Here is a 21,350-nt window from a genome sequence, read left to right as displayed (position 1 = left end):
GATTTACAAATAAAATCTAGTTTTTGTTTTTGATCTGAAAGGGAGTGGTACATGAATTTCTATTCGCTGCTGGACAAGTTGATATTTTTGAATACGCTTTCATATCTACAACAATTTGAGGATTGAGGAAGGTGAAGATATTGAAATTTAAGATGAATTTAAAAAAAATCAGTTCATGTTCTGTTGGCCTGTTTAACAGCCCTGCCTCTCATGTTAACGCCGACACACGTATCAGCAGCAAGTGATGCCAACATTAATTTGTCTTCCGAAAAACAGCTTATCAAGGGGTTTGGAGGCATTAATCATCCCGCCTGGATCGGTGACTTGACGGCAGCTCAGCGTGAAACCGCCTTTGGCAACGGAGCGAACCAGCTGGGTTTTTCCATACTGAGAATCTATGTCGACGAAAATCGAAATAACTGGTACAGGGAGGTGGCTACCGCGAAAAGAGCCATAGAGCAAGGTGCGCTCGTATTCGCTTCTCCCTGGAATCCGCCAAGCGACATGGTCGAAACCTTCAATCGCAACGGGGATACAAACGCCAAACGATTGAGATACGACAAATATGCCGCGTACGCACAGCATCTGAACGACTTTGTCACTTACATGAAAGATAACGGTGTAAATCTGTATGCCATTTCGGTACAAAACGAGCCGGATTATGCCCATGAATGGACATGGTGGACACCGCAGGAGATGCTTCGTTTCATGAAGGAGAATGCAGGATCCATCCAGAATACCAAAGTCATGGCTCCTGAATCGTTCCAGTATTTGAAAAACATGTCTGATCCGATTCTAAATGATCCTCAGGCACTCGCCAATATGGACATTCTGGGAGCACATACGTACGGGACACAGTTCAAAGATTTCGCATACCCGCTCTTTAAGCAAAAGGGAGCCGGCAAAGAACTGTGGATGACCGAAGTGTATTACCCGAACAGTGATAACAACTCGTCAGACCGTTGGCCTGAGGCACTGGACGTATCTTACCATATGCATAATGCCATGGTTGAAGGGGATTTCCAGGCTTATGTATGGTGGTACATTCGGAGACAATATGGCCCGATGAATGAGGATGGAAGCATTAGCAAACGTGGATATAATATGGCCCACTTCTCCAAATTCGTGCGGCCAGGCTATTACCGAGTCGATGCAACCAAAAATCCGGATACCAATACTTTCGTTTCAGCCTACAAAGGTGATAATAAGGCGGTCATTGTGGCGATTAATCGCGGCACCTCGGCTGTAAGCCAAAAATTTGTCCTGCAGAATGGTAACGCTTCCACTGTATCCTCTTGGGTTACGGATAGCAGCCGAAACCTGGCAAGCGGAGCACCGATTACGGTGTCAGGTGGAGCCTTTACAGCACAACTGCCAGCCCAAAGCGTAACAACGTTTGTAGCCAACATTACCGGTGGTAGTGTCACTCCAGGCAGCGGAACCACGTACGAGGCGGAAACGGGCACTACACTTACCGATGCCGTGATCGAGACGCTCTACCCGGGATACACTGGGACCGGATACGTGAACTTTAATGCGTATACAGGTTCGGCCATTCAGTGGAATGCCATCAATAACACGATAACAGGTACCAAAAACGTGAAATTTCGTTACGCCCAGGAAAGCGGAACGCGTAATCTCGACATTTTCGTTAACGGAACCAAAGTCATCAGCAACGAACCCTTCCCGGCAACAGGCAGCTGGTCGACCTGGAGTGAAAAAACCATTCAGGTCCCCATGAACGCGGGAACCAATACGATTAAAGTGGTCACAACTGGTACAGAAGGGCCAAATATTGATAACATCAATGTCACTGCAGTCCAATAAGTGTACCGTTATGACAATGTAGAGAATAATTAGCCAAGCCCCCGTCCTGCTTTTGAACCGCTAATCGGTTCCTGGGATGGGGGTTACTCATGATTTTGAAGCTGCGTCCTTACTACCTTACAAGGAGCGTGTAGACTTTGGAAATGAGGAATGAAGAGGGAGAAGTGTTAGCCATTGTAAATATCGATTCATCTCAAGGGGAGAGTACCATTGATCGCATTGTTCGCCAATTAAAACCTGGGATGGGAAGAGGGATATATCTTGCCGCTGATAAAAAAATCAGTCAGCAAACAAATTACGGAGCAGTGAAGTGGCTCGGAGGTGTTACAGAGTTAATGGCAAAACTATCACCATGGGAGCCCGTATTTCCTGCTGATGCTAATGTGTTGGATATTCAGGTTTATTATGGATTTGACAATCTGACAGAGGAAGAAATCGATGAAATGGCTATGGAGAGTTCAGAAACTGGCAAAGATGTTGTGAGAGATCTCAAACCAAATGATACGTTCGTTGGTGTCAGTTTATTATATCGTAAAGATGAAACGCTATTTCAATTCCGGATTTTCGGAACGACAAAAAGTCGTATTCAGGTACCTGATATGGAGAAACAAACGATTGAGAAGTTAACAATTCGTTCCAACGAAGCCGTTTACATCGGAGACAATGAATCACAGAGATTGATTTGGGCGGAGGTAGGACCGACTAGGGGCAAGGCATTACAGTATGAAGTCGTGGCTGAAGATAGCAGCCGTGATTGGCTAATTTCTATTACGGAGTCTTTGAGCTAACGAGAAACGAGATCATTAACCCGATTCTAAAACCTCTTATGAAAGCAAGCTATTATTCCGCAAAAGGGGGGTTATTACAAGATGGTGGAGAAACAGGAATTATAGATTTGTGATCATTTGGAGGAAAGGAATAACATCATGTTGAATTGATGAAATTGGGCTGTCCTCTAGAATCGAATTGCAATCAGTGCCTTCCGCTGTGTGTCAATATATTTACGATTGAAGATTGAAGTTACTAGTGACCTAATGTTTTATAAGAAGATATGTTATAAGGTTTTGTCTACGCTGTGATAACTGCTATTTAAGGACTATTTCAGTCCAACAGATGTTGATAACGATAAAATTGTAGATGACTCTATACTTAAAGAGCAGGTGAAATTCATGGCATGGGAAAAAGTATTCACGGTACATGTTGCGATAGGGGATACTACGGATCTCTCCAACAATAATGATGGCGACTCCGTAGTCATGATTTCTTTTGGTGGCCATGTCACAGGAGAATATTTCGAAGGTGACATTCTTCCTGGAGGGGTAGATACTCAAATTATTGGTCCGAATGGCGGCCGGCATAGCTTATCTGCAAGATACATGCTTCAGGGTAAGGATTTTACAGGTGAAGCTTGTAAAATGTATATCGAGAATAATGGAATGTTCGATGAGAAACTGGAGAATGTATTGTTTCGAACCTCTCCTAAAATCATCACGAACAGCCAAGCGCTGTCCTATTTGAACAATGATGAACTAATGGGCGAAGGCATACCTTCGAATACTGGAATAGATATTCATATCTATAGAAACGTATAGTTTGGATGAGCGCCAAACTGAATTTTCATATATCGTGAAAGGGGACGAAGCAGCTTAGAACACTGCTTCGTCCCTTTTAAAATCCTTCATTATTTTTTCTTTTCCTTAATTGAATTCTGAAGATTTCGAGGCATCTCTAGGCGGTATACTACTCACCCCGCACCGAAGGGGCATACGCCAACACTTCCATCTCAATCAAGTAAGGGCCTAATCCGCTGAATACGGTAATACGGGCGGGATAGGGCTCTTTCATCATCCGTCCATATACTTCATTATATTCCGGCTGATCTTCTACTCGGGCCAGATGAGTGGTTGCCTTAACGATATGATCGAGTGTGAGGCCCGCTTCCTGGAGGATAACTTCTATATAGTGAATGCACTGTTCCGTCTGCTCCTTAATGCCACCGATTGGATCAAGCGTCTGCGGATCTACGCCTACCTGACCTGCGACGTAGACAAAATCTCCTGCGCGGACAGCGTGTGAGAAGGGGAGCGGGAATTGGGGTGTTCATAATGTTAATGGATTGTACATAGCGATTGAGGCCGTGATGCCCAGCGATAACCTTTGCTTTGGATAGAATGGGGATAGTCAATAAATGCTGCAGATCCATCTTCAACCCACTCGCTTTCGTAATGGTAATGTTATAAAAGCTAACACATATTTGGGTGGTCGTAAAGAAAAAATTAGGTCATCAAAACTTATACTTGACTCTAAAGCACAACGATGGGTATTATTTCCATAGTCAGTGATTGGAGGAATGAACCATGTTCATTTTAGAATTAAAACAACGTTATCATCATGGAGAGCGTTAATCTATTCCTTGAAAAATTAGGGATGGGTTAACGCTATACGCGCTTACCATCCTGCGATATACAACGCGCAGGACTTCGGTCTGGCGCGTTTTTTATTTTTTTATAACAGAAATGGAGGATGTGTGCATGACAATCATGACGGATTCAAAAGGCAACATTTTTTTGGAATTTAATCCTATCAAGGATGAAAAGCTCATTACAATGACGCTGGATGCTCCACTAACCCATGCCCTAATTGTGGTGAAGTGCCAAGGGAAGTTCCTCCTTATGCATAATAAGTGGAGAAACAACTGGGAACTGCCGGGAGGTATGATCGAACCCGGTGAGAACGCTGAACAATGTGTCATTCGAGAATTGTTTGAGGAAACCAATCAACCTATGGACACGGCTGAATTTAAAGGGTTAATGAAGTTTAAACTTCAGCCAAGTTTCCATGGACCTGAACGGACAGAATATGGGGCTCTGTTTATGGGGGAACTATCCCAACTTCATGATTTTGTTGAAAACGATGAAGCTTCTTCAATTATTCTTTGGGATGGTACATCGGAGATTGGTGATATCGCAGAAATAGATAGGAAGTTAATTGAGTTTGTGTGATACATGATTGAGCTAACGGAAATGATTGCTTAAAAAAAGCAAGGAGACAGCCGATCGAGCTGATCGGCTCTTTTCGTTAGGCTTGAGCCGGTTGAGTGCGTGAAAGGTGAGAAACAAAAACACCGCCACACCATACAATAACGTTTAAAAACGAACCAATAGGTTGGAAATAGCGAGGACTTTTCAGTGAATGATTTCGGTCATAAGTAGGAATTTAAGGATTTGTACCCAAAAGCCGAAGTTGTACCTTCACCTTGTGCAAATGATAGGTGTATCATTAACAAAACAGTTTTGTAAACGCTTACTAAAGAAGGGGGTACATATGCAGCGCTTATGGTCCAAATTCTCGCCTTTGTTTCGCAGATTCATGATTTCGTATCTTATTGTTCTCATGATTCCTCAAATTGCCGGATATGCCTCCTATCGAACATCCATTGAAGCAGCGAGGACCAGCTCGATTGAGAACAGCCTCAAATCGCTCAACCTGAGCAAGGAGATTATTGAACGAAATTTGATGTTGGTTGAAGATTTCACGAGACAACTGGCCATTAACCAGGATTTAAACCGTTTGATAGCTGATCCCAAGCCGCATGACGTTAATAATGTCTATGGTTTGAGCCGCATGCAGCGCAGCCTGTCCATGTACAGCAGTACGAATGATTATTTGTCTCGTTTTTTCATCTATATCCCCAACTATAATGTCATTATTACGCCTACGACGGTTTACTACCGACCTGAACATTATTTTGCTGCCAACCGCCTGGAAGGCATAACGTTCGCAGAGTGGAAAGAGAACGTATTAAAAAAGCCGCATTTAAATGAAATCATTCCCCTACAAAGTTATAAGAAGGAGATTCGAAGTGATGTGTTTGTGGACGCTCCAGCCATCACGTTTCTTCAGTCGATTCCTTTAAACAGCTTCAACAAGCCGCAGGCTACCATTGGCGTCATGATTGATGAGAATCAGATGGCGAGTTTGACTCAACATATTGTGGAGCAATATGGGGGGTGGACATTGGTGACAGATTCGAATGGGGATATTATTTTTTCACGTGGTATAGATGAAGCCGAGGCGGAAAACTTGAAAGGTATGCCTGCTAACAAGAACGATGAAGTGATGCCAATGGACGACGGGCGGCTACTCATTTCCATTCACTCCAATCAAAATGGCTGGAATTACATGGCTGGCATCCCCGAAGGTGCGCTTATGGTAAAAGCCGATCAGATCAAGCAGGTTACCTTAACTTTTACGCTAGCAACACTTGGTATTGGATTATTGATTGGGCTAATGCTGGCTTACCGACACAGTGCGCCGATTCACCGGCTTCTGTCGGTCTTCCGGGAACAGGATATAGGGCTGCCTGGAAAGACAAGCAACGAATATGATTTTTTGGCAAGCAATATCACCAGCCTAATCACCAATAACCATGTACTTAAGAATGCATTAAATGAACAGATTCCCATGTTAAGGGATGGATTTATCAAACGTCTGCTGACAGGTGAGTTTTACACCATCCGTGAGTTGGAGGCGATTTCTTCCCAGACCGACATATCCCTTCATACGAGCCGAGGGGTTGTAGGAATTGTGAAGGTAGACGGTTATGGAAGTCCGGATAGCGAAGAAATTATTCAAGAACTAAGCGTTGCGAGGCTTATCGTGCATGAAGCTTTGACGACATGGAATTCAGAGATCTTGATAACAGACTGGGGAACAGATCAGATTGCTTTTGTACAACCGCTTAGCGTAGAAGCTTCGGATATATCCTTGCACACAACGGTATCCGAACTGAGCAAACAGATGGATGCAGTTTACCGGGAATACCGGGTATCGACCACTGTTGGAATGGGTGCTTCTTATGAGGTGTGGAATGATGTTGGCCGTTCGTTTAACGAGGCCAGACAAGCATTGGAATATGCCATTCATATGGGAACTGAGCATCTGGTGAGATTCGAGGACACCGTCAAGGAAACCGAATTGTATTACTATCCGATGGAGTCCGAACAGCGTCTGCTCAATACGCTGAAGGCGGGTGAAATGGAAGAATCAGTTCGGGTTCTGGATCAGTTGTTCCACCGCAATTTTACCGAGCGAGAGCTGTCTTATGACATGACACAGCAGTTCGTTGTGGAATTGAAGGGAACATTTCTGAAGCTGGAACCTAAAGTCATGCTTGACGAAGCGCTTGTCGATGAGTTTAAGAATCGGATTGCGGCTATTCAGGTAACCGACAGTGTAACCATACTCCGGGAAAAGTTTCATCAACTGGCGAAAGACATCTGCCTGAACATACAACGCAAAAAATCCAATATGCATACTGAAATTATCAACGAAACGATGGCTTACATTCAGGAACGCTATGCGGATGCAACCTTAACGGTATATCGCATTGCAGAACAAATGGGTAAACCGGAAAAATATATCTCGCAGTTATTCAAAGAGTATACCGGAGAGAACCTTTCCGACTATGTGGAGAAGGTACGAATTAACAAAGCTGCTGAACTGCTGCGTGAGACTGAACGGACGATCGATGAGATTGCCCTGACCACCGGATACAACAGCGCGCATTCGTTCCGAAGAGCCTTCAAGCGAGTCCGTGGGATTTTGCCTAGTTCATTTCGCCAGATGGAGAACGAAATGAAATGAAGCTGGCACAATCATGATTATCAATCCAAGCAGAAACATCAAAAAAATCATTGCGAAATTAAAGCCATATCAGGCTTCTCGGCCTTGTTGTCCTTGATTCGTACCTCAACGAGTAAAGTGTACCTTTACGTGACTGAGGGAGCCCTCTTATGATTACGAACAAGAAAGCGCTATCAAAAAAAGAGGGCCTTATTCATATAGGCTACCTCCTGGGGGGATGACTCTGAGAACAACAATCTCGAATGGCAAAACGGTAGTAAAACAAGGCAGGCGGTCTGCAGTGAAACTGGCCTTGTCCAGAAGCTGGAGGAGGCATTGGCAGCTCTATCTTTTGATGATTCCTCCCGTCGCGTACTTCATTATTTTCAAGTATGTACCTATGGTTAATGCAGTGCTCGCTTTTAAGGATTACAACGTGATCAAGGGGATCTGGGGAAGTCCATGGGTAGGCACCAAATATTTTGAGCTGCTTTTCCAAAATCCGGCGTTCGCTACCCTGATCAAAAACACACTGTATATTTCGTTTTACAGTTTGGTCGTGGGTTTTCCAGTCCCGATACTTCTAGCACTGGCGTTGAACGAAGTCAAGAATGCCAAATTCAAAAAAACGGTACAGATGGTTACTTATGCACCTTACTTTATTTCAACCGTTGTTATGGTATCCATCATCATGCTTTTCCTATCGCCACGGCTGGGCATTGTGAACACAATCGCAGGAACGCTTGGTTTTGAAGCGGTCAATTTCCTTGGAGAGCCTGGGCTGTTTCGTTCCATCTATGTATTTTCAGATGTCTGGCAGAGCATGGGATATTCCGCAGTCATCTATTTGGCAGCACTTGCAGGTATTGATCCTTCGTTGTACGAGGCAGCCAAGGTTGATGGAGCTAACCGGTTTCAGAAAATGGTGAACATCGATCTGCCCGGCCTGCTGCCGGCGGCAGTCATTATTCTGATTCTGAGCGTTGGCAATATCATGGCCGTCGGATTTGAAAAAATTTATTTGCTGCAAAATCCGTTGAACTTATCGGCTTCCGAGATTATCTCCACCTATGTGTACAAAATGGGTTTACTGAATGCCAATTACAGCTTTGCTACCGCAGTTGGCCTCTTTAATTCGCTTATTAACCTGATTCTGTTGTTAACGGTCAATGCTGCTGCCAAGCGTCTGTCCAATACAAGCTTATGGTAATGCGGCAAAAGGAAAGGGGGGAATCAGATGAGCAAGTTGCAGTCCCAAGCCGGTTCAGCGGTTAGTCAGAGGAGTACCATCAGAGAATCTTTTGGGGACCGGGTGTTTATAGCCATCATCTACCTCATTCTGACAGTTGTCTTGATTGCAGTACTCTATCCACTGATCTATATCGTAAGCTCTTCTCTGAGCAGCCCGGCAGCAGTTACATCCGGAAAAGTCTGGCTGTGGCCTGTTGATATGACACTCGACGGCTATAAGTCTGTATTGCGCAACGATCAGGTTATCATGGGTTACGCCAATTCGTTATTTTACACCACAATAGGAACAATCATTAGTGTAGCGCTGACCATTATGATTGCTTATCCGCTTTCCAAAAAGACCTTTGTTGGGCGCAGCCCTCTCATGATGTTTATTACATTCACCATGCTATTTTCCGGCGGATTAATTCCAACGTACCTCGTGGTTAAATCCATGGGACTGATTGATACACGCTGGGCTCTGTTGATTCCTAATGCCATCTGGGTGTGGCAGGTGATTATCGCACGTACTTTTTTTCAGAATTCCATCCCGGAAGAGCTCTCCGAGGCAGCCGATATTGACGGATGCAGTGATATCCGTTTCATTTTCAGCGTCATTTTGCCTCTCGCCAAACCCATCGTCGCTGTTTTGTCATTGATGTATGCCGTTGGGCAGTGGAATGCGTATTTTGATGCCCTGATTTATTTAAAAACGCAATCGCTCTATCCGCTTCAGTTGATTCTCCGCAGCATTCTGATTCTGAGTAACAGCACGGGGAATATGGATGTGGGAGAGATGGTGAAGCAGCAGCAAATGGCCGAGTTGATGAAGTTCTCACTCATTGTTATGGCCAGTTTGCCGGTACTCGTCATTTATCCGTTTGTGCAGCGATATTTCGTTCAGGGCATGTTGATTGGCTCCGTCAAGGGCTAGTTCACTACATTCATTCATAAGGGAGAGGGTCTATTTGAGAAAAACAGGGTCATTCGTACTTGCTTGTATACTGCTCTTGTCTGTGGCACTAGCGGGATGTTCATCCTCAAATCAGGGCAGCGGAGAAGAGGGGAGCGGCCCTTCATCCGGGGACAACGTGACCATTAATGTGTTTGCTCATCAAAGTTCGGATACCAACCTTCAAACGAACAAGTTTACGAAAAAGATGGAAGAGAAGTTTAACGTGAAGATCAACTGGACGACGGTTCCTTTTGATGGCGCGGCTGAAAAAAGACAGATATCATTGGCTTCGGGGGACTACCCGGATCTGTATTTGCTCATTCCATGGGTTGACCGTTTTTCTCAAACGGACTTGTTGAAATTTGGCCAGCAAGGTGTCATTGTGCCGCTCAATGATCTAATTGAGCAATACGCACCGAATATCAAAAAGGTACTGGACAGCAGTGAGTATTACAAAGCAATGAATACTGCGCCAGACGGCAATATTTACGGTTTGACGGGCTTAAATGAATGTTTCCACTGCTCATACCCGAACAAAATGTGGATGAATACGAAATGGCTAGAACAGCTCGGCTTATCCGAGCCTACAACGACGGAAGAATTTAAGGAAGTGCTTAAAGCGTTCAAAACCAAGGACCCGAACGGCAACGGTAAAGCGGATGAAGTTCCGCTGAGCGGTTCTATTGAAAATTTCGGCGTGCACATCATTCCCTATTTGATGAACGGGTTTATCTACGACGATGACAGAACCTATCTCATTGCAAAGGAAGGCCGGGTTGATACGGTTGCGAACAAACCGGAGTGGAAGGAAGGACTGGCCTATATCAAGTCGCTGTACGATGAAGGTTTGATTGACCCCGGTGCGTTCACGCAAAATGTGGGGGCCTTTAAAAAAATCGGAGATAATGCAGATGCGCAGCTTCTTGGTGCAGGTGCAGCCATGCACCCATCTCTTTTTGTAAATACGGCCGAGGGCGCCCCATATGGGAAGGATTATAATCCGATTCCGCCTTTGAAAGGGCCGCATGCCAATTATGCGACCTATAACTATCCAATTGACCCTGGAGCATCGTTTGTACTAACAAACAAGGCAAGTGAAGAGACACAGATTGCAGCCATAAAAATGCTGGATTATCTCTACACACAAGAAGGAGCCATGAGTGCATATTTGGGTGAGGAGGGCACCAGCTGGCGCAAGCCGGAGGAAGGCGACATTGCCCTTAATGATCAGGTAGAGCCACTCTACAAAGCCATTCCCCTCCCCACAGGTGAGGAGCCTCGTAATGACAGCTGGGGTGCGCTGAGTCAGTATAATCACCACAGAGCATACCGCGATGCCGAAGTACAAGGCAAGGACATCTATGCAGGTGACGGTTATGAGCGCCGACTTTATGAGGCAACACTCTTGATGGAAGACAAAGAACCCCAGGAAGTTTTTCCGCATTGGGCCCTATGGGTGGACCCGGCAAATGCGGATGAAACAAGCATGATGCAGACGAACCTCAAGGATTATATTGACCAGAATGCCCTGCAGTTCATCACAGGAGCAAAGAGTCTGGAAAAGGATTGGGACGATTATGTGAAAGGGCTGGAAGGCCTCAACATCAAGCGTTATCTGGAAATTATGCAGGCAGCGTTTGATTCTTCATCCATTTCCAAGTAGGGAGAATGGGTAGGTATATACCAATCCTGGGCGACAAATCATTTATTATTATCAAACACGGGCCGGTTCGCATTCTTGCGAATCAGGTCCGTAATCTTTTATGGCAGGAAGCCAATCTCATTGATGTTTATCGAAGAAAATCTCCCAATACATGATCTTCTCGATTCTCATATCATGAAAGAGTATGGATCTGCATTAATACGTTATTTTTATTCTTTGTTGGGATGTTATTATGAGATTAATCTCTTATCATTCATTGAAATTCATAGTGGAGGTTCAGAATGAAAGAATCTAATCGGAACAATCATCGCATGTGGTACAGCAAACCGGCAGAGATATGGAACGAGGCCTTGCCAATCGGGAACGGCCGGCTTGGGGCAATGATATTTGGAGGCGTAGCGGAGGAGCGTTTGAAGTTAAATGAAGACTCGATGTGGTATGGGGGCCCCCGGGATCGGAATAACGATGATGCACTGCCCAATCTGCCCAATATCCGCAAGTTAATCATGGAAGGGAAACTTCGGGAGGCTGAAGAGTTGGCCAGCATGACGATGGCCGGGCTTCCTGAAGCCCAGAGACATTATGTGCCACTTGGTGAGCTGCAGTTATCATTCGGCAATCATGATGGTCCTGTTGAAGATTATGTACGTGAGCTGGATTTGAACCGGGGAATCTCCCGGGTTAGCTATCAGGTTAATGGTATCCGTTATACTCGTGAGCTGTTTGCCAGCCATCCGGATCAAGCCATTATCATCCGAATCTCAACAGACAAGAAGAATGCCTTGTCTATGAAAGCCCGTTTTAATCGACAGAATTGGAGATACCTGGAGAAAACCAAGAAGTGGGAGCAAAGCGGACTCATTATGCTTGGTGATTGCGGTGGTACAGACGGCAGCTCCTTCGCAGCTGTGTTGAAAGCGATACCAGATGGAGGTGCCTGTCAGCTCCTTGGCGAGTATTTGCTGGTGAAGGAGGCGAGCTCGGTCACACTGCTGCTTGCTGCGGAAACGACTTTCCGCCAGGAAGATCCTGAATTATACAATAAACTTCGTATAGAAGAGCTCAGTCGGATTCCTTATGAAACACTGCTTGTACGGCATACATCGGATTATCATGAACTGTACAGCAGGGTTTCATTGAACCTGTCCAAACGTTCTGATCGTCATGATGGTCCGACGGATGAGAGATTAAAACAATTCCAAAGGGGAGAAGAAGATCCCGAATTGATCGAAACCTATTTTCAGTTTGGTCGTTATCTGCTGATTTCCTCAAGCCGGCCAGGCTCCTTGCCTGCTAATCTTCAAGGCATATGGAATGACAGTTTCACTCCGCCATGGGACAGCAAATTTACGATCAACATTAATGCCCAAATGAACTACTGGCTTGCCGAAAACTGCAATCTAGCCGAGTGCCATGAGCCATTGTTCGATCTGATTGAGCGAATGCGGGAGCCTGGCCGAATTACGGCACGAAAGATGTATGACTGCGGCGGGTTTACCGCACATCATAATACGGATATTTGGGCAGACACAGCCCCTCAGGATACCTACCTGCCCGCTTCCTTCTGGCCGCTGGGTGCTGCTTGGTTATGCCTGCACTTATGGGAGCATTATCGCTATAGTCAGAATCTCATTTTTCTGGAGGAAGCATACGAAACGATGAAGGAATCTGCGCAGTTTCTCCTTGATTATCTAATTGAGGATGCAGATGGCCGTCTGATTACCTGTCCATCCGTCTCTCCAGAGAATAGCTACAAGCTGCCAAATGGTGAGGTAGGGGTTCTATGTGCAGGCGCTTCGATGGATTTTCAGATCATTGAGGCTCTATTCACTGCATGCATTCAAAGTGCAGAGTTGATCGGAAGGGACCATACCTTTAGGGAAGAACTTGCTGCTGTTCTGACGCGAATTCCGAAGACACAAATCGGCAAACACGGCCAAATCCAGGAATGGATGGAGGATTACGAAGAAGTGGAACCGGGGCACCGGCACATCTCGCATCTATTTGGTTTGTACCCTGGAGAAAGCTTCACTCCAGAACACACGCCCGAACTCGCAAAGGCCGCACGTACAACGCTCGAACGTAGATTGGACAATGGGGGTGGACACACCGGATGGAGCCGGGCCTGGATCATTCACTTCTGGGCAAGACTACAGGATGGACAGAAGGCTTATGAAAATGTAAGAGCTCTCCTGGAGCACTCCACGTTGCCTAATCTTTTTGACAATCATCCTCCGTTTCAGATTGACGGCAACTTCGGGGGATCCTCTGGAATTGCTGAGATGTTAATGCAGAGCCACACCGATGTGATCCGGCTTCTACCTGCCTTACCAGACAATTGGTGTGACGGGAGTGTGGAGGGGCTCAGGGCCCGTGGCGGATATACCATTGGATTTTCCTGGGCGAAATCAGAAATTACTGAAGTCACCGTAAAAAGTTCAGTTGCTGGACTTTGTCAGTTGGAAGGTCCTGGCCTTAAGCCGATTTCTTTCAACGCAGAAGCTGGCGGAACGTATACGTTTACACCGACATCGTCTGAAATGTTGTCACAAACCCAATGATCGGATTAATAAATCGATCTGCTTTCGGTAGAAGCAGAATATCCAGCTCATTGTGCTACGGATGAATGGAAAGAGTGTGCTGTCTAATCAGCCTTATGAGACGGTTTACTGTTTATCCTGTCTGTCATCTTCTCCAACGTTTTCTGAGAAAGCAGTGGATCTTTGAGATCTGCTGCTTTCTTTCAACTAATCGCTAACTTAATGGAAGAGCAACCTCAAATGTGGTACCGTTGTCGTCAGATTTTGCAACTCTAATTGTTCCACCGTGCAATATCACGATCTTGTGAGCGATACTTAAACCCAAACCATTACCAGGGGAGGAGTGGGAGGCATCACCTTGATAAAATTTATCGAAAATGTATTTTTGTTGATCCAACTCAATCCTTGGCCCATTGTTGTGAATTGAAATACTGACTTGTCCATCTTTCGACTTCGTACTAATGGTAATTTCTGAATTCAAGGGCGAAAACTTGATGGCATTGTCCAGAAGATTGATCCAAACTTGGCTGAGCATATCTTCATTTGCGATAATCATCACTTCAGCTGAATTAACCTGAAAACTGATATGTTTTGCGGACCATTTTGACTCAAGCAATACAATAACCGTTCTAATTTGCTCTGTTAAGTTATAAGAAGTCTTTTCGGCTATAATGGCTTGACTTTCTATTTTGGATAGCTGGAGGACATTTGTGGCAAGTTCAGCAAGACGTTCTGACTCATTAATAATGATATCCAGATATTCATTGCGTTCCAAGACGGACAGGTTTTCTCTTTTTAGGACTTTTGCGTAACCTCTTAGGGAAACGATTGGTGTTTTGAATTCATGTGAGAAATTATTGATGAAATCGGAACGCAGCATTTCAAGGCTGCCGAGTTCTTCAGCCATATAATTGAAACTTTTGTTCAATTGTCTTAACTCTTTTGGCCCTTTGAGATGAATCCGGACGGAAAAGTTTCCTGTAGCCAGTTTTTCGGATGCATGAATAACCTCACGGATGGGAGCTAGGGGGATTCGGCTGAAGATCAACGAGGCAAAGATACTGACGAGAACAGTAACCGAACCGAAATAAACAATAAACATCACAGCGCCTCCAGACTCTGGATCTTCTGTTGAAGGCGGTGTGTAGAGGCCAGTGTACACAAGAAACACGATGATGAACCACGCTAGAAAAATGGAGATGAGAAAAATAAAGAGCACAATGAACATAAACATGAACGTGAGTCCAAAACCACGCAAGGATATATTGTTGTTTTTTCTAGTCTTCATGTTTTACCGCCTTGTAACCAATTCCCCGAATGGCGATGATTTCAAATTCAGGATAATCGCCAAATCGCTTTCTTAACCTATTTATATGAACATTTAACGTAATATCGCTAGTTTCGGAGTCCATACCCCATATTTCATCCATTAACTGAATGCGGGTAAAAATTTTATCTGGATACGACAGCAATTTGTACAATAAAAAAAACTCTTTTTGCGGTAACGTCTGTACTTCGCCTTCTCTTGTCACAGACAATTCATCATATTGAAGAGTGATTTTCCCTACTTGAAGTTTTCGTTCGTTCTGAATCTTGGCTCGCCGCAGCAAAGCCTTGATTCGAAGAAGCATTTCGTCTTCGTCCACTGGTTTGACCATATAATCGTCAGTGCCTGATATAAAGCCTTTACGCTTGTCAGCAGGTAGATGTTTTGCGCTAACCATCAGAATAGGAATATCATTTCTGCTCTCCCGAATCATTTGGGTCAATTCGAATCCATCCATGTGAGGCATCATGATATCAAGCACAATCAGATCAAACTGCTGCTTGTCCAATAACTCTAACGCCATAATGCCATTCTCCGCCAAGAATACCTCGTATCCTGCAGACCCGATAATGGTTTTCATTAATCTGGCTGTATTTTTGTCGTCTTCTACAACGAGGATTTTGAACATCTTTCTCATTCCTTTCCATTACATCTGAACTTAACTGAACTGCATTCTATCACAAAATATTGCTTCAAGTGAACAAGGGGGTAATACGCTTCTTGTTTATTTTCAGTTTATTTTTTCATGATAATGTAACTCCAATAAACGCTAATTATATATATCGAACTACCAGAAAACGAAGAAAAAGGAGAAACGATGTTAACCAAAAAACGTGTTGTTATTCTTGCCATAATTGCAGTTATCGCTTTTGTATTAGGAAGATTAGCAGTTAGTGTGTTGTTAAATATGCTATTGGGAGGAAGACTATTTTAATGAAAAAAATGATGTGGATACTAACTTGTATCCTTACCTTTGTATTCGTCTTCTCTGGTTCAGTCTTTCTCAAACTAAAGGTTCCTACACTTAGCAACCCATTACATGTGGACTGGAGTGATTCCGTTGGAACGGTGTATACAGATCTTGTGTACGGTGAAGAAGAATTGAACAACTATGACCTGTATGTTCCAGCTGATCAATCCAAGGAGACTTATGGACTTGTCGTTTATCTTCATGCAGGCGGATTTACGAGTGGAGATAAGAGTGACGATGCCGATATGCTGAAGTATTTTACATCCAAAGGTTATGTAGCTGCGGGCATTAATTACAGCTTACGAACCGATACGAATACAGTTAACCTTAATCAAATGTCTCAGGAAATTAAGCAAAGTATACCCGTCATTACAAAAGAGGCGGCAGAACTCGGGTATAACCTTGATGAAATGGCCATATCGGGCGGGTCTGCTGGAGGTGCACTTGCTCTACTTTATGCATACCGCGATGTAGATTCCTCACCGATCCCGTTAAAAATGGTCTTCGAAGGAGTTGGCCCTCCTAGCTTTGAACCTTCTATTTGGCTTGGTATGGATAATATGGATAACCCATATGAAACAGATGAAGCTGCCAAAGCAGGTGCATCGTTTGCTTCAGTTATGACAGGTGAAAGCATCACCGTAGAGATGATGAGAAACGGGGAGTACAAAAAATACGTAGATGAAATTTCACCTTACACACACATTACCAAAAACTCTGTTCCAACATTAGCTGCCTATGGCACTTATGATAAAGTGGTGCCTTTCGGCCTAACCAAAAATTTCATCGAGGCGTTAAGAGATAATAGTGTTCCTCACGATTTCATCGAATTTAAACGATCAGGTCATGGTTTACAGAATGATAGGAAAGAATCACAATTATACTTTGAAAAAATCAATGAGTATTTAGACAAATATATGTCTCATTAACTACAGGCAGTATACGTGGCAGATAGGATATGAAGGCCCGGTTTATGTGGCAGTTACAGAAGACGAAGAAGTAATGTGTCAAGGAGAGTTCACATGAGAAAAATGATAAAAATAGTGGGTATTAGTATATTGATAGTCATTCTCTTGATCGTGGGATTGAAAATTAAAAATACGTTATTTCCTTCAAGAGATGATAGCAGTGAACTAGATATGGATAAGATATTTGCTCAACAAGCGCAATCACAAGGAGATATTCCTCCTCTTGAAAATATAGAACAGAGAACCATTGATATAAAATACATCAACAAGGACAGTATCGTGGATACCCGACAATTGAGGCTCTATATTCCGGAAGATACAGAGCAGCCGATGCCCCTCATCTATGTTCCGCACTATGAGATGACCGAAGATGCACTTGAATTGGGCAAGTATCTGGCTGAAGGGTGGATGGTTGCTTCACCGACGAACTTTGATAATAAATACAATGGACAGCTGACCGATGATGATTTGGTTTTTAATAATGCTGCCTTATATACACTTCGTCATATGGAAGAAGTCGATCATGAAAGAATCGCTCTTATTGGCGGAAGTGCAGGCGGATACACGACATTGATGCTCAATGCTTTACAGATGGGAATCAATGCTTCGATAGCGAATTCACCGATCACCAATGTATACTTTAATTTTTATCAGTACTTTCCGGAAGGAAACAAAGTAAACGATAATATGGGCTGGGTCATGCTTAAAGGATTCTTTAAGATGATAACTGCCGGAGATAACGGAGAAAAAGAAATGCTGAAAACGATGATGGACCTACCGATTCCATTTTTAGGCATGTTGTCCGGAATGTTTGATCCGATCTTAGAAAACTTTCCGGACAAAGAAGATATCGCGAGATGGGAAGCATTTTCTCCCGTTGGTCTCACAGATTATTTCAGCAGCCCTATGGTCATCAATCATGTCACCTCAGATGTTTTGGTTCCAATCGATCAGATTTCAAGACGATTCACCTATGAAGAAAACGGAAATTCAATGCCGGATGGATTTTCGACAAGACTGGATAGCAGCAATCCAGGAGTTCTCGGACATTCTTTGGAAGAAGAACTGCCTTCAGAGCTTACAAGAACAGAACACATTATGATTACTGATCCAGATAAAGACAGTATACTTCCGTATGACAGTAAGAAACCGTTCAATCTGAATATCTACGACGATGGAACCGTAGAATCATACGGGAGCCATCGAGCGACATCCGGAACAGGGGTAACCGATGATATTCCGTATCTTCGAGATATGTTCTCCCGCAGCTTGGCAGAAACAGAAATGCTGATGCCAAGAAAACTTCTTTTACTTCTGGATCGTTATCAGGGAAGGAGTGTTCAATTACCTGCTCATGAAGGAATGGATGATACGGTTTATGGCTCTCTTGTCATTTATCAGCAGGAGGTCGTGGAAGAATTATCACAGTGGGCAAAAAATCATTCAATGGATGAACTGAATCATTTTGTTCAGAATTCAATCACAAACATTGAGGATGAAGCGGCCAAAAATCGGTATGCAGACGCATGGAGAAAGATAAAGGTAGAATTATCTCAAATGTAAACACATCCTACAGTCCGCCCGCCGATTACTCGCTTTAAAATAAGATGTAGCAATACCTTAAATAGGAGTCTTTAAATCAAAGGTGCCCATATCTAATGGGGACCTTTTTGTTTGTATCTTTTGAGGGTGCAATTCAATTGGTTTATAGCCATCATCCTATTCGTTTATTTTCAGTTTATTCAGATCAGGTATATTACATCAAGGCAAAAAAGACATATCTTTAATTGAAACAATCTGGAGGAACGTATGATGAAGCTTAAACTAATTGATGTTAAAAAAACGTATATGAGCGGTGAACAAGTTACTGCCGTACAAGGAGTAACCGTTGGATTCCGTCAGAGTGAACTGGTCTCAATACTCGGGCCATCGGGTTGTGGCAAAACGTCCCTTCTGAACATTATTGGCGGTTTGGATCAATATGAAAGTGGAGATCTAATGATCAACGGAATTTCCACCAAGAAGTTTAAAGAACGTGATTGGGATGCTTACCGTAATCATTCCATTGGTTTTGTTTTTCAGAGTTACAACTTAATAGGACATCAAACGATATTACAGAATGTTGAGATAGCAATGACACTTTCTGGTGTTAAGCCTGCCGAAAGGAAAAGACGAGCCAAACAAGCATTGAATGATGTTGGCCTTTCTAAACATGTAAATAAAAAGCCAAATCAGTTGTCCGGGGGTCAAATGCAGCGGGTTGCCATAGCCAGGGCACTGGTGAATAACCCTGATATTATTCTTGCGGATGAACCAACAGGCGCACTTGATAGTCATACCAGTGATCAGATCATGGACATTTTAAAAGCAGTTTCCGAAACAAGACTTGTTATTATGGTGACACATAACGCTGAGCAAGCAGAAATGTATTCAGACCGCATAATTCGAATGCTGGATGGCCAGATCATATCGGACAGTGATCCGCTGAATGAAGATGAATCGTTAACCAAGCACACTTCAAATACAGATAAGAGGAAAATAAAGAAAACATCCATGTCCATGCAAAGCGCAATGATGCTTTCGTTTCGAAATCTTTTAACCAAAAGAGGAAGAACGCTAACGACAGCTTTCGCAGGCAGTATTGGTATTATTGGAGTGGCACTGGTTCTGGCTCTTTCCAATGGTTTATCTACTTATCTGGATTCCATGCAAGCCAGTACCTTAAGCGGACTACCAATTAACATCACCGCCGGCACTGTTGAAGGAACAGATGAAGATCCAAGCCCAACAACAGAGTTAAAAGAATATCCCACTCAGGATGTTGTATATCCTTTTCGTCCGGAGTTGGAGTATCAGAAGCATACGAACGAGATAACAGATGAATTTCTAAACTACATCCAGAACATTCAGAATGATATGCCAAGCTCCGTTACCAATGTTACGTTTAATTACGGACTGCACCTGAATCTTTTGGCGAAAGCACAAAACACCGTAGTTGATTTCAACAAAGGGAACGAAGCTGGAGGGAAAGCGTATTGGCAGCAGCTTCCGGAGAACCACGACCTCGTTTTATCCCAGTATGACCTGATTGGAAAAGGAAGTAAGTTACCTACTCAGAAGAATGAAGTGGCCCTTGTGGTAGACAAGTTTAATCGGTTGGAGGAAGCCTTCTTTGAGAAGATCGGGATAACGGATGTGAAATCTGATTACCCACTGACTGATTTTATCGGAAAAACAGTCCTGAAGGTCATCCCTAACAATCTTTTTTATGCGAAAAAGACTGATGAATTATTTGTAGCTGCTACTCCGAATGATTACAGCAGATTATATAATAACTCATCAGGAACAAACCTCAAAATAACGGGGATTTTACGTCCTAAAGAAGGAATCAATAGCAGTCTTTTAACGGAGGGTTTTGCTTATTCTTCCGATCTAACAAGCGCGATGCTCGATGACTCACAAAAAAGCTCTATTGCACAGGCACAGGCCAAGACAAATACCGATGTGTTACGGGGTGTACCTTTTGTGAGTGAAGAAGCAAGGGAGAGGGCGGAGATATGGCTTGGTGTGACGAATACGCCAGTTGGCATAGACATTTTCCCTGCAGATTTTCAAGGCAAAGAACAAATTAAAGATGATCTCGATCGATATAATGAAGGGAAATCCAATCAAGAAAAAGTAATTTACTCGGATTTTGCAGAAGGGATCACCTCTATCACCAAAAAACTTCTCGATGGGATTACTTCCGTGTTAACTGGTTTTGCCGGAATATCGTTATTTGTTTCCACAGTTATGATTGGTATCATTACGTATGTTTCTGTTATTGAACGTACCAAGGAGATCGGAATCCTTCGCAGTGTGGGTGCACGCAAAAGAGACATTTCAAGGGTGTTCAATGCAGAAACCATCATTGTAGGTTTGGCTGCTGGACTGCTTGGTGTAGGGATCACTTACGTGATTTCGTACCCCATCAATGTTCTCGTTCAGAAGTTCGCTGATATTTCCAATATCGCCAACCTGAGTCCTCTTCATGCATTATATCTCATTGTAGGAAGCACGCTGCTTACGCTCTTGGCGGGAGTATTTCCATCTCGAATGGCTGCCGCGAAAGATCCTGTTGAAGCGTTACGAAATGAATAAAGGTAAGCCGTAACCATGCTCTCGGATCAAAAAGAAGTATGAACAATCCTAACAACACATAAAAAGAGACAGTCCATAGCGATGGTATTCGCGAGGCTGCCTCTT

At 43.7% G+C, this 21,350-nt stretch carries 14 protein-coding genes and 1 pseudogene; 12 read left to right on the top strand and 3 right to left on the bottom strand.

Features of this window, described 5'->3' with window-relative positions; all coding sequences use genetic code 11:
• The first annotated feature begins 180 nt into the window (after positions 1–180).
• The 3 genes from MHB82_RS16725 to MHB82_RS16715 all read left to right on the top strand — a co-directional run bounded on the left by MHB82_RS16725 (position 181) and on the right by MHB82_RS16715 (position 3,419).
• Positions 181–1,827: a carbohydrate-binding protein gene (locus MHB82_RS16725; RefSeq protein WP_341176651.1), complete on the top strand. Its 1,647-nt coding sequence runs from the start codon at positions 181–183 to the stop codon at positions 1,825–1,827.
• A 137-nt stretch (positions 1,828–1,964) separates the two neighbouring features.
• Positions 1,965–2,615, top strand: a complete 651-nt coding sequence (locus tag MHB82_RS16720; RefSeq protein WP_341175342.1) for a hypothetical protein — start codon at positions 1,965–1,967, stop codon at positions 2,613–2,615.
• 381 nt (positions 2,616–2,996) lie between these two features.
• On the top strand, positions 2,997–3,419 hold the full coding sequence (locus MHB82_RS16715; RefSeq protein WP_341175341.1) for a DUF3237 family protein: 423 nt from the start codon (positions 2,997–2,999) through the stop codon (positions 3,417–3,419).
• 148 nt (positions 3,420–3,567) lie between these two features.
• On the opposite strand, the pseudogene MHB82_RS16710 reads toward MHB82_RS16715, so the two are convergent.
• Positions 3,568–3,897, bottom strand: a pseudogene (locus tag MHB82_RS16710) (RidA family protein); the annotation flags it as partial.
• Positions 3,898–4,358: 461 nt separating this feature from the next.
• Here MHB82_RS16710 and MHB82_RS16705 point away from each other — a divergent pair.
• The 6 genes from MHB82_RS16705 to MHB82_RS16680 all read left to right on the top strand — a co-directional run bounded on the left by MHB82_RS16705 (position 4,359) and on the right by MHB82_RS16680 (position 13,861).
• Complete coding sequence (locus tag MHB82_RS16705) at positions 4,359–4,829, top strand: NUDIX hydrolase (RefSeq protein ID WP_341175340.1); 471 nt, start codon at positions 4,359–4,361, stop codon at positions 4,827–4,829.
• A gap of 322 nt (positions 4,830–5,151) precedes the next feature.
• Positions 5,152–7,473, top strand: coding sequence for a helix-turn-helix domain-containing protein (locus tag MHB82_RS16700; RefSeq protein WP_341175339.1), 2,322 nt, complete (start codon positions 5,152–5,154; stop codon positions 7,471–7,473).
• Positions 7,474–7,807: 334 nt separating this feature from the next.
• Entirely contained in the window at positions 7,808–8,662 is an 855-nt protein-coding gene (locus MHB82_RS16695) for an ABC transporter permease (protein WP_095357726.1), read from the top strand.
• Between the two features lie 27 nt (positions 8,663–8,689).
• The gene (locus tag MHB82_RS16690; RefSeq protein WP_095357727.1) at positions 8,690–9,616 is read left to right on the top strand and encodes a carbohydrate ABC transporter permease; all 927 of its coding nucleotides are present in this window, start codon (positions 8,690–8,692) and stop codon (positions 9,614–9,616) included.
• A gap of 34 nt (positions 9,617–9,650) precedes the next feature.
• Positions 9,651–11,300 (top strand): ABC transporter substrate-binding protein, encoded by a 1,650-nt coding sequence (locus tag MHB82_RS16685; RefSeq protein ID WP_341175338.1) that lies wholly within the window; start codon positions 9,651–9,653, stop codon positions 11,298–11,300.
• 281 nt (positions 11,301–11,581) lie between these two features.
• Positions 11,582–13,861 (top strand): glycoside hydrolase family 95 protein, encoded by a 2,280-nt coding sequence (locus tag MHB82_RS16680; protein WP_341175337.1) that lies wholly within the window; start codon positions 11,582–11,584, stop codon positions 13,859–13,861.
• Positions 13,862–14,054: 193 nt separating this feature from the next.
• Here MHB82_RS16680 and MHB82_RS16675 read toward each other — a convergent pair whose 3' ends face one another.
• Together MHB82_RS16675 and MHB82_RS16670 are read right to left on the bottom strand one after the other, a co-directional pair.
• Positions 14,055–15,128 (bottom strand): HAMP domain-containing sensor histidine kinase, encoded by a 1,074-nt coding sequence (locus tag MHB82_RS16675; protein WP_341175336.1) that lies wholly within the window; start codon positions 15,126–15,128, stop codon positions 14,055–14,057.
• On the bottom strand, positions 15,118–15,795 hold the full coding sequence (locus tag MHB82_RS16670; RefSeq protein ID WP_341175335.1) for a response regulator transcription factor: 678 nt from the start codon (positions 15,793–15,795) through the stop codon (positions 15,118–15,120). Before MHB82_RS16670 ends, MHB82_RS16675 begins: the two co-directional genes overlap by 11 nt.
• Before the next feature lie 305 nt (positions 15,796–16,100).
• On the opposite strand from MHB82_RS16670, the gene MHB82_RS16665 reads away from it, so the two are divergent.
• The 3 genes from MHB82_RS16665 to MHB82_RS16655 all read left to right on the top strand — a co-directional run bounded on the left by MHB82_RS16665 (position 16,101) and on the right by MHB82_RS16655 (position 21,245).
• Complete coding sequence (locus tag MHB82_RS16665) at positions 16,101–17,066, top strand: alpha/beta hydrolase (protein WP_341175334.1); 966 nt, start codon at positions 16,101–16,103, stop codon at positions 17,064–17,066.
• A gap of 93 nt (positions 17,067–17,159) precedes the next feature.
• Complete coding sequence (locus tag MHB82_RS16660) at positions 17,160–18,668, top strand: alpha/beta hydrolase family protein (RefSeq protein ID WP_341175333.1); 1,509 nt, start codon at positions 17,160–17,162, stop codon at positions 18,666–18,668.
• 246 nt (positions 18,669–18,914) lie between these two features.
• Positions 18,915–21,245, top strand: a complete 2,331-nt coding sequence (locus MHB82_RS16655; RefSeq protein WP_341175332.1) for an ABC transporter ATP-binding protein/permease — start codon at positions 18,915–18,917, stop codon at positions 21,243–21,245.
• Positions 21,246–21,350: the final 105 nt, after the last annotated feature.

The sequence above is a fragment of the Paenibacillus sp. FSL K6-2862 genome (genome assembly GCF_038005125.1).
Classification (GTDB): domain Bacteria; phylum Bacillota; class Bacilli; order Paenibacillales; family Paenibacillaceae; genus Paenibacillus; species Paenibacillus illinoisensis_A.
This window is presented reverse-complemented; position numbering and strand designations above follow the sequence as displayed.

Excerpts from the sequence above, each read along its gene's own strand:
- MHB82_RS16705 (WP_341175340.1), top strand. The coding sequence starts at position 4,359 with ATGACAATCATGACGGATTCAAAAGGCAACATTTTTTTGGAATTTAAT.
- MHB82_RS16675 (WP_341175336.1), bottom strand. The coding sequence starts at position 15,128 with ATGAAGACTAGAAAAAACAACAATATATCCTTGCGTGGTTTTGGACTC.
- MHB82_RS16680 (WP_341175337.1), top strand. The coding sequence starts at position 11,582 with ATGAAAGAATCTAATCGGAACAATCATCGCATGTGGTACAGCAAACCG.
- MHB82_RS16665 (WP_341175334.1), top strand. The coding sequence starts at position 16,101 with ATGAAAAAAATGATGTGGATACTAACTTGTATCCTTACCTTTGTATTC.
- MHB82_RS16715 (WP_341175341.1), top strand. The coding sequence starts at position 2,997 with ATGGCATGGGAAAAAGTATTCACGGTACATGTTGCGATAGGGGATACT.
- MHB82_RS16695 (WP_095357726.1), top strand. The coding sequence starts at position 7,808 with ATGATTCCTCCCGTCGCGTACTTCATTATTTTCAAGTATGTACCTATG.
- MHB82_RS16700 (WP_341175339.1), top strand. The coding sequence starts at position 5,152 with ATGCAGCGCTTATGGTCCAAATTCTCGCCTTTGTTTCGCAGATTCATG.
- MHB82_RS16655 (WP_341175332.1), top strand. The coding sequence starts at position 18,915 with ATGATGAAGCTTAAACTAATTGATGTTAAAAAAACGTATATGAGCGGT.
- MHB82_RS16670 (WP_341175335.1), bottom strand. The coding sequence starts at position 15,795 with ATGTTCAAAATCCTCGTTGTAGAAGACGACAAAAATACAGCCAGATTA.
- MHB82_RS16660 (WP_341175333.1), top strand. The coding sequence starts at position 17,160 with ATGAGAAAAATGATAAAAATAGTGGGTATTAGTATATTGATAGTCATT.
- MHB82_RS16690 (WP_095357727.1), top strand. The coding sequence starts at position 8,690 with ATGAGCAAGTTGCAGTCCCAAGCCGGTTCAGCGGTTAGTCAGAGGAGT.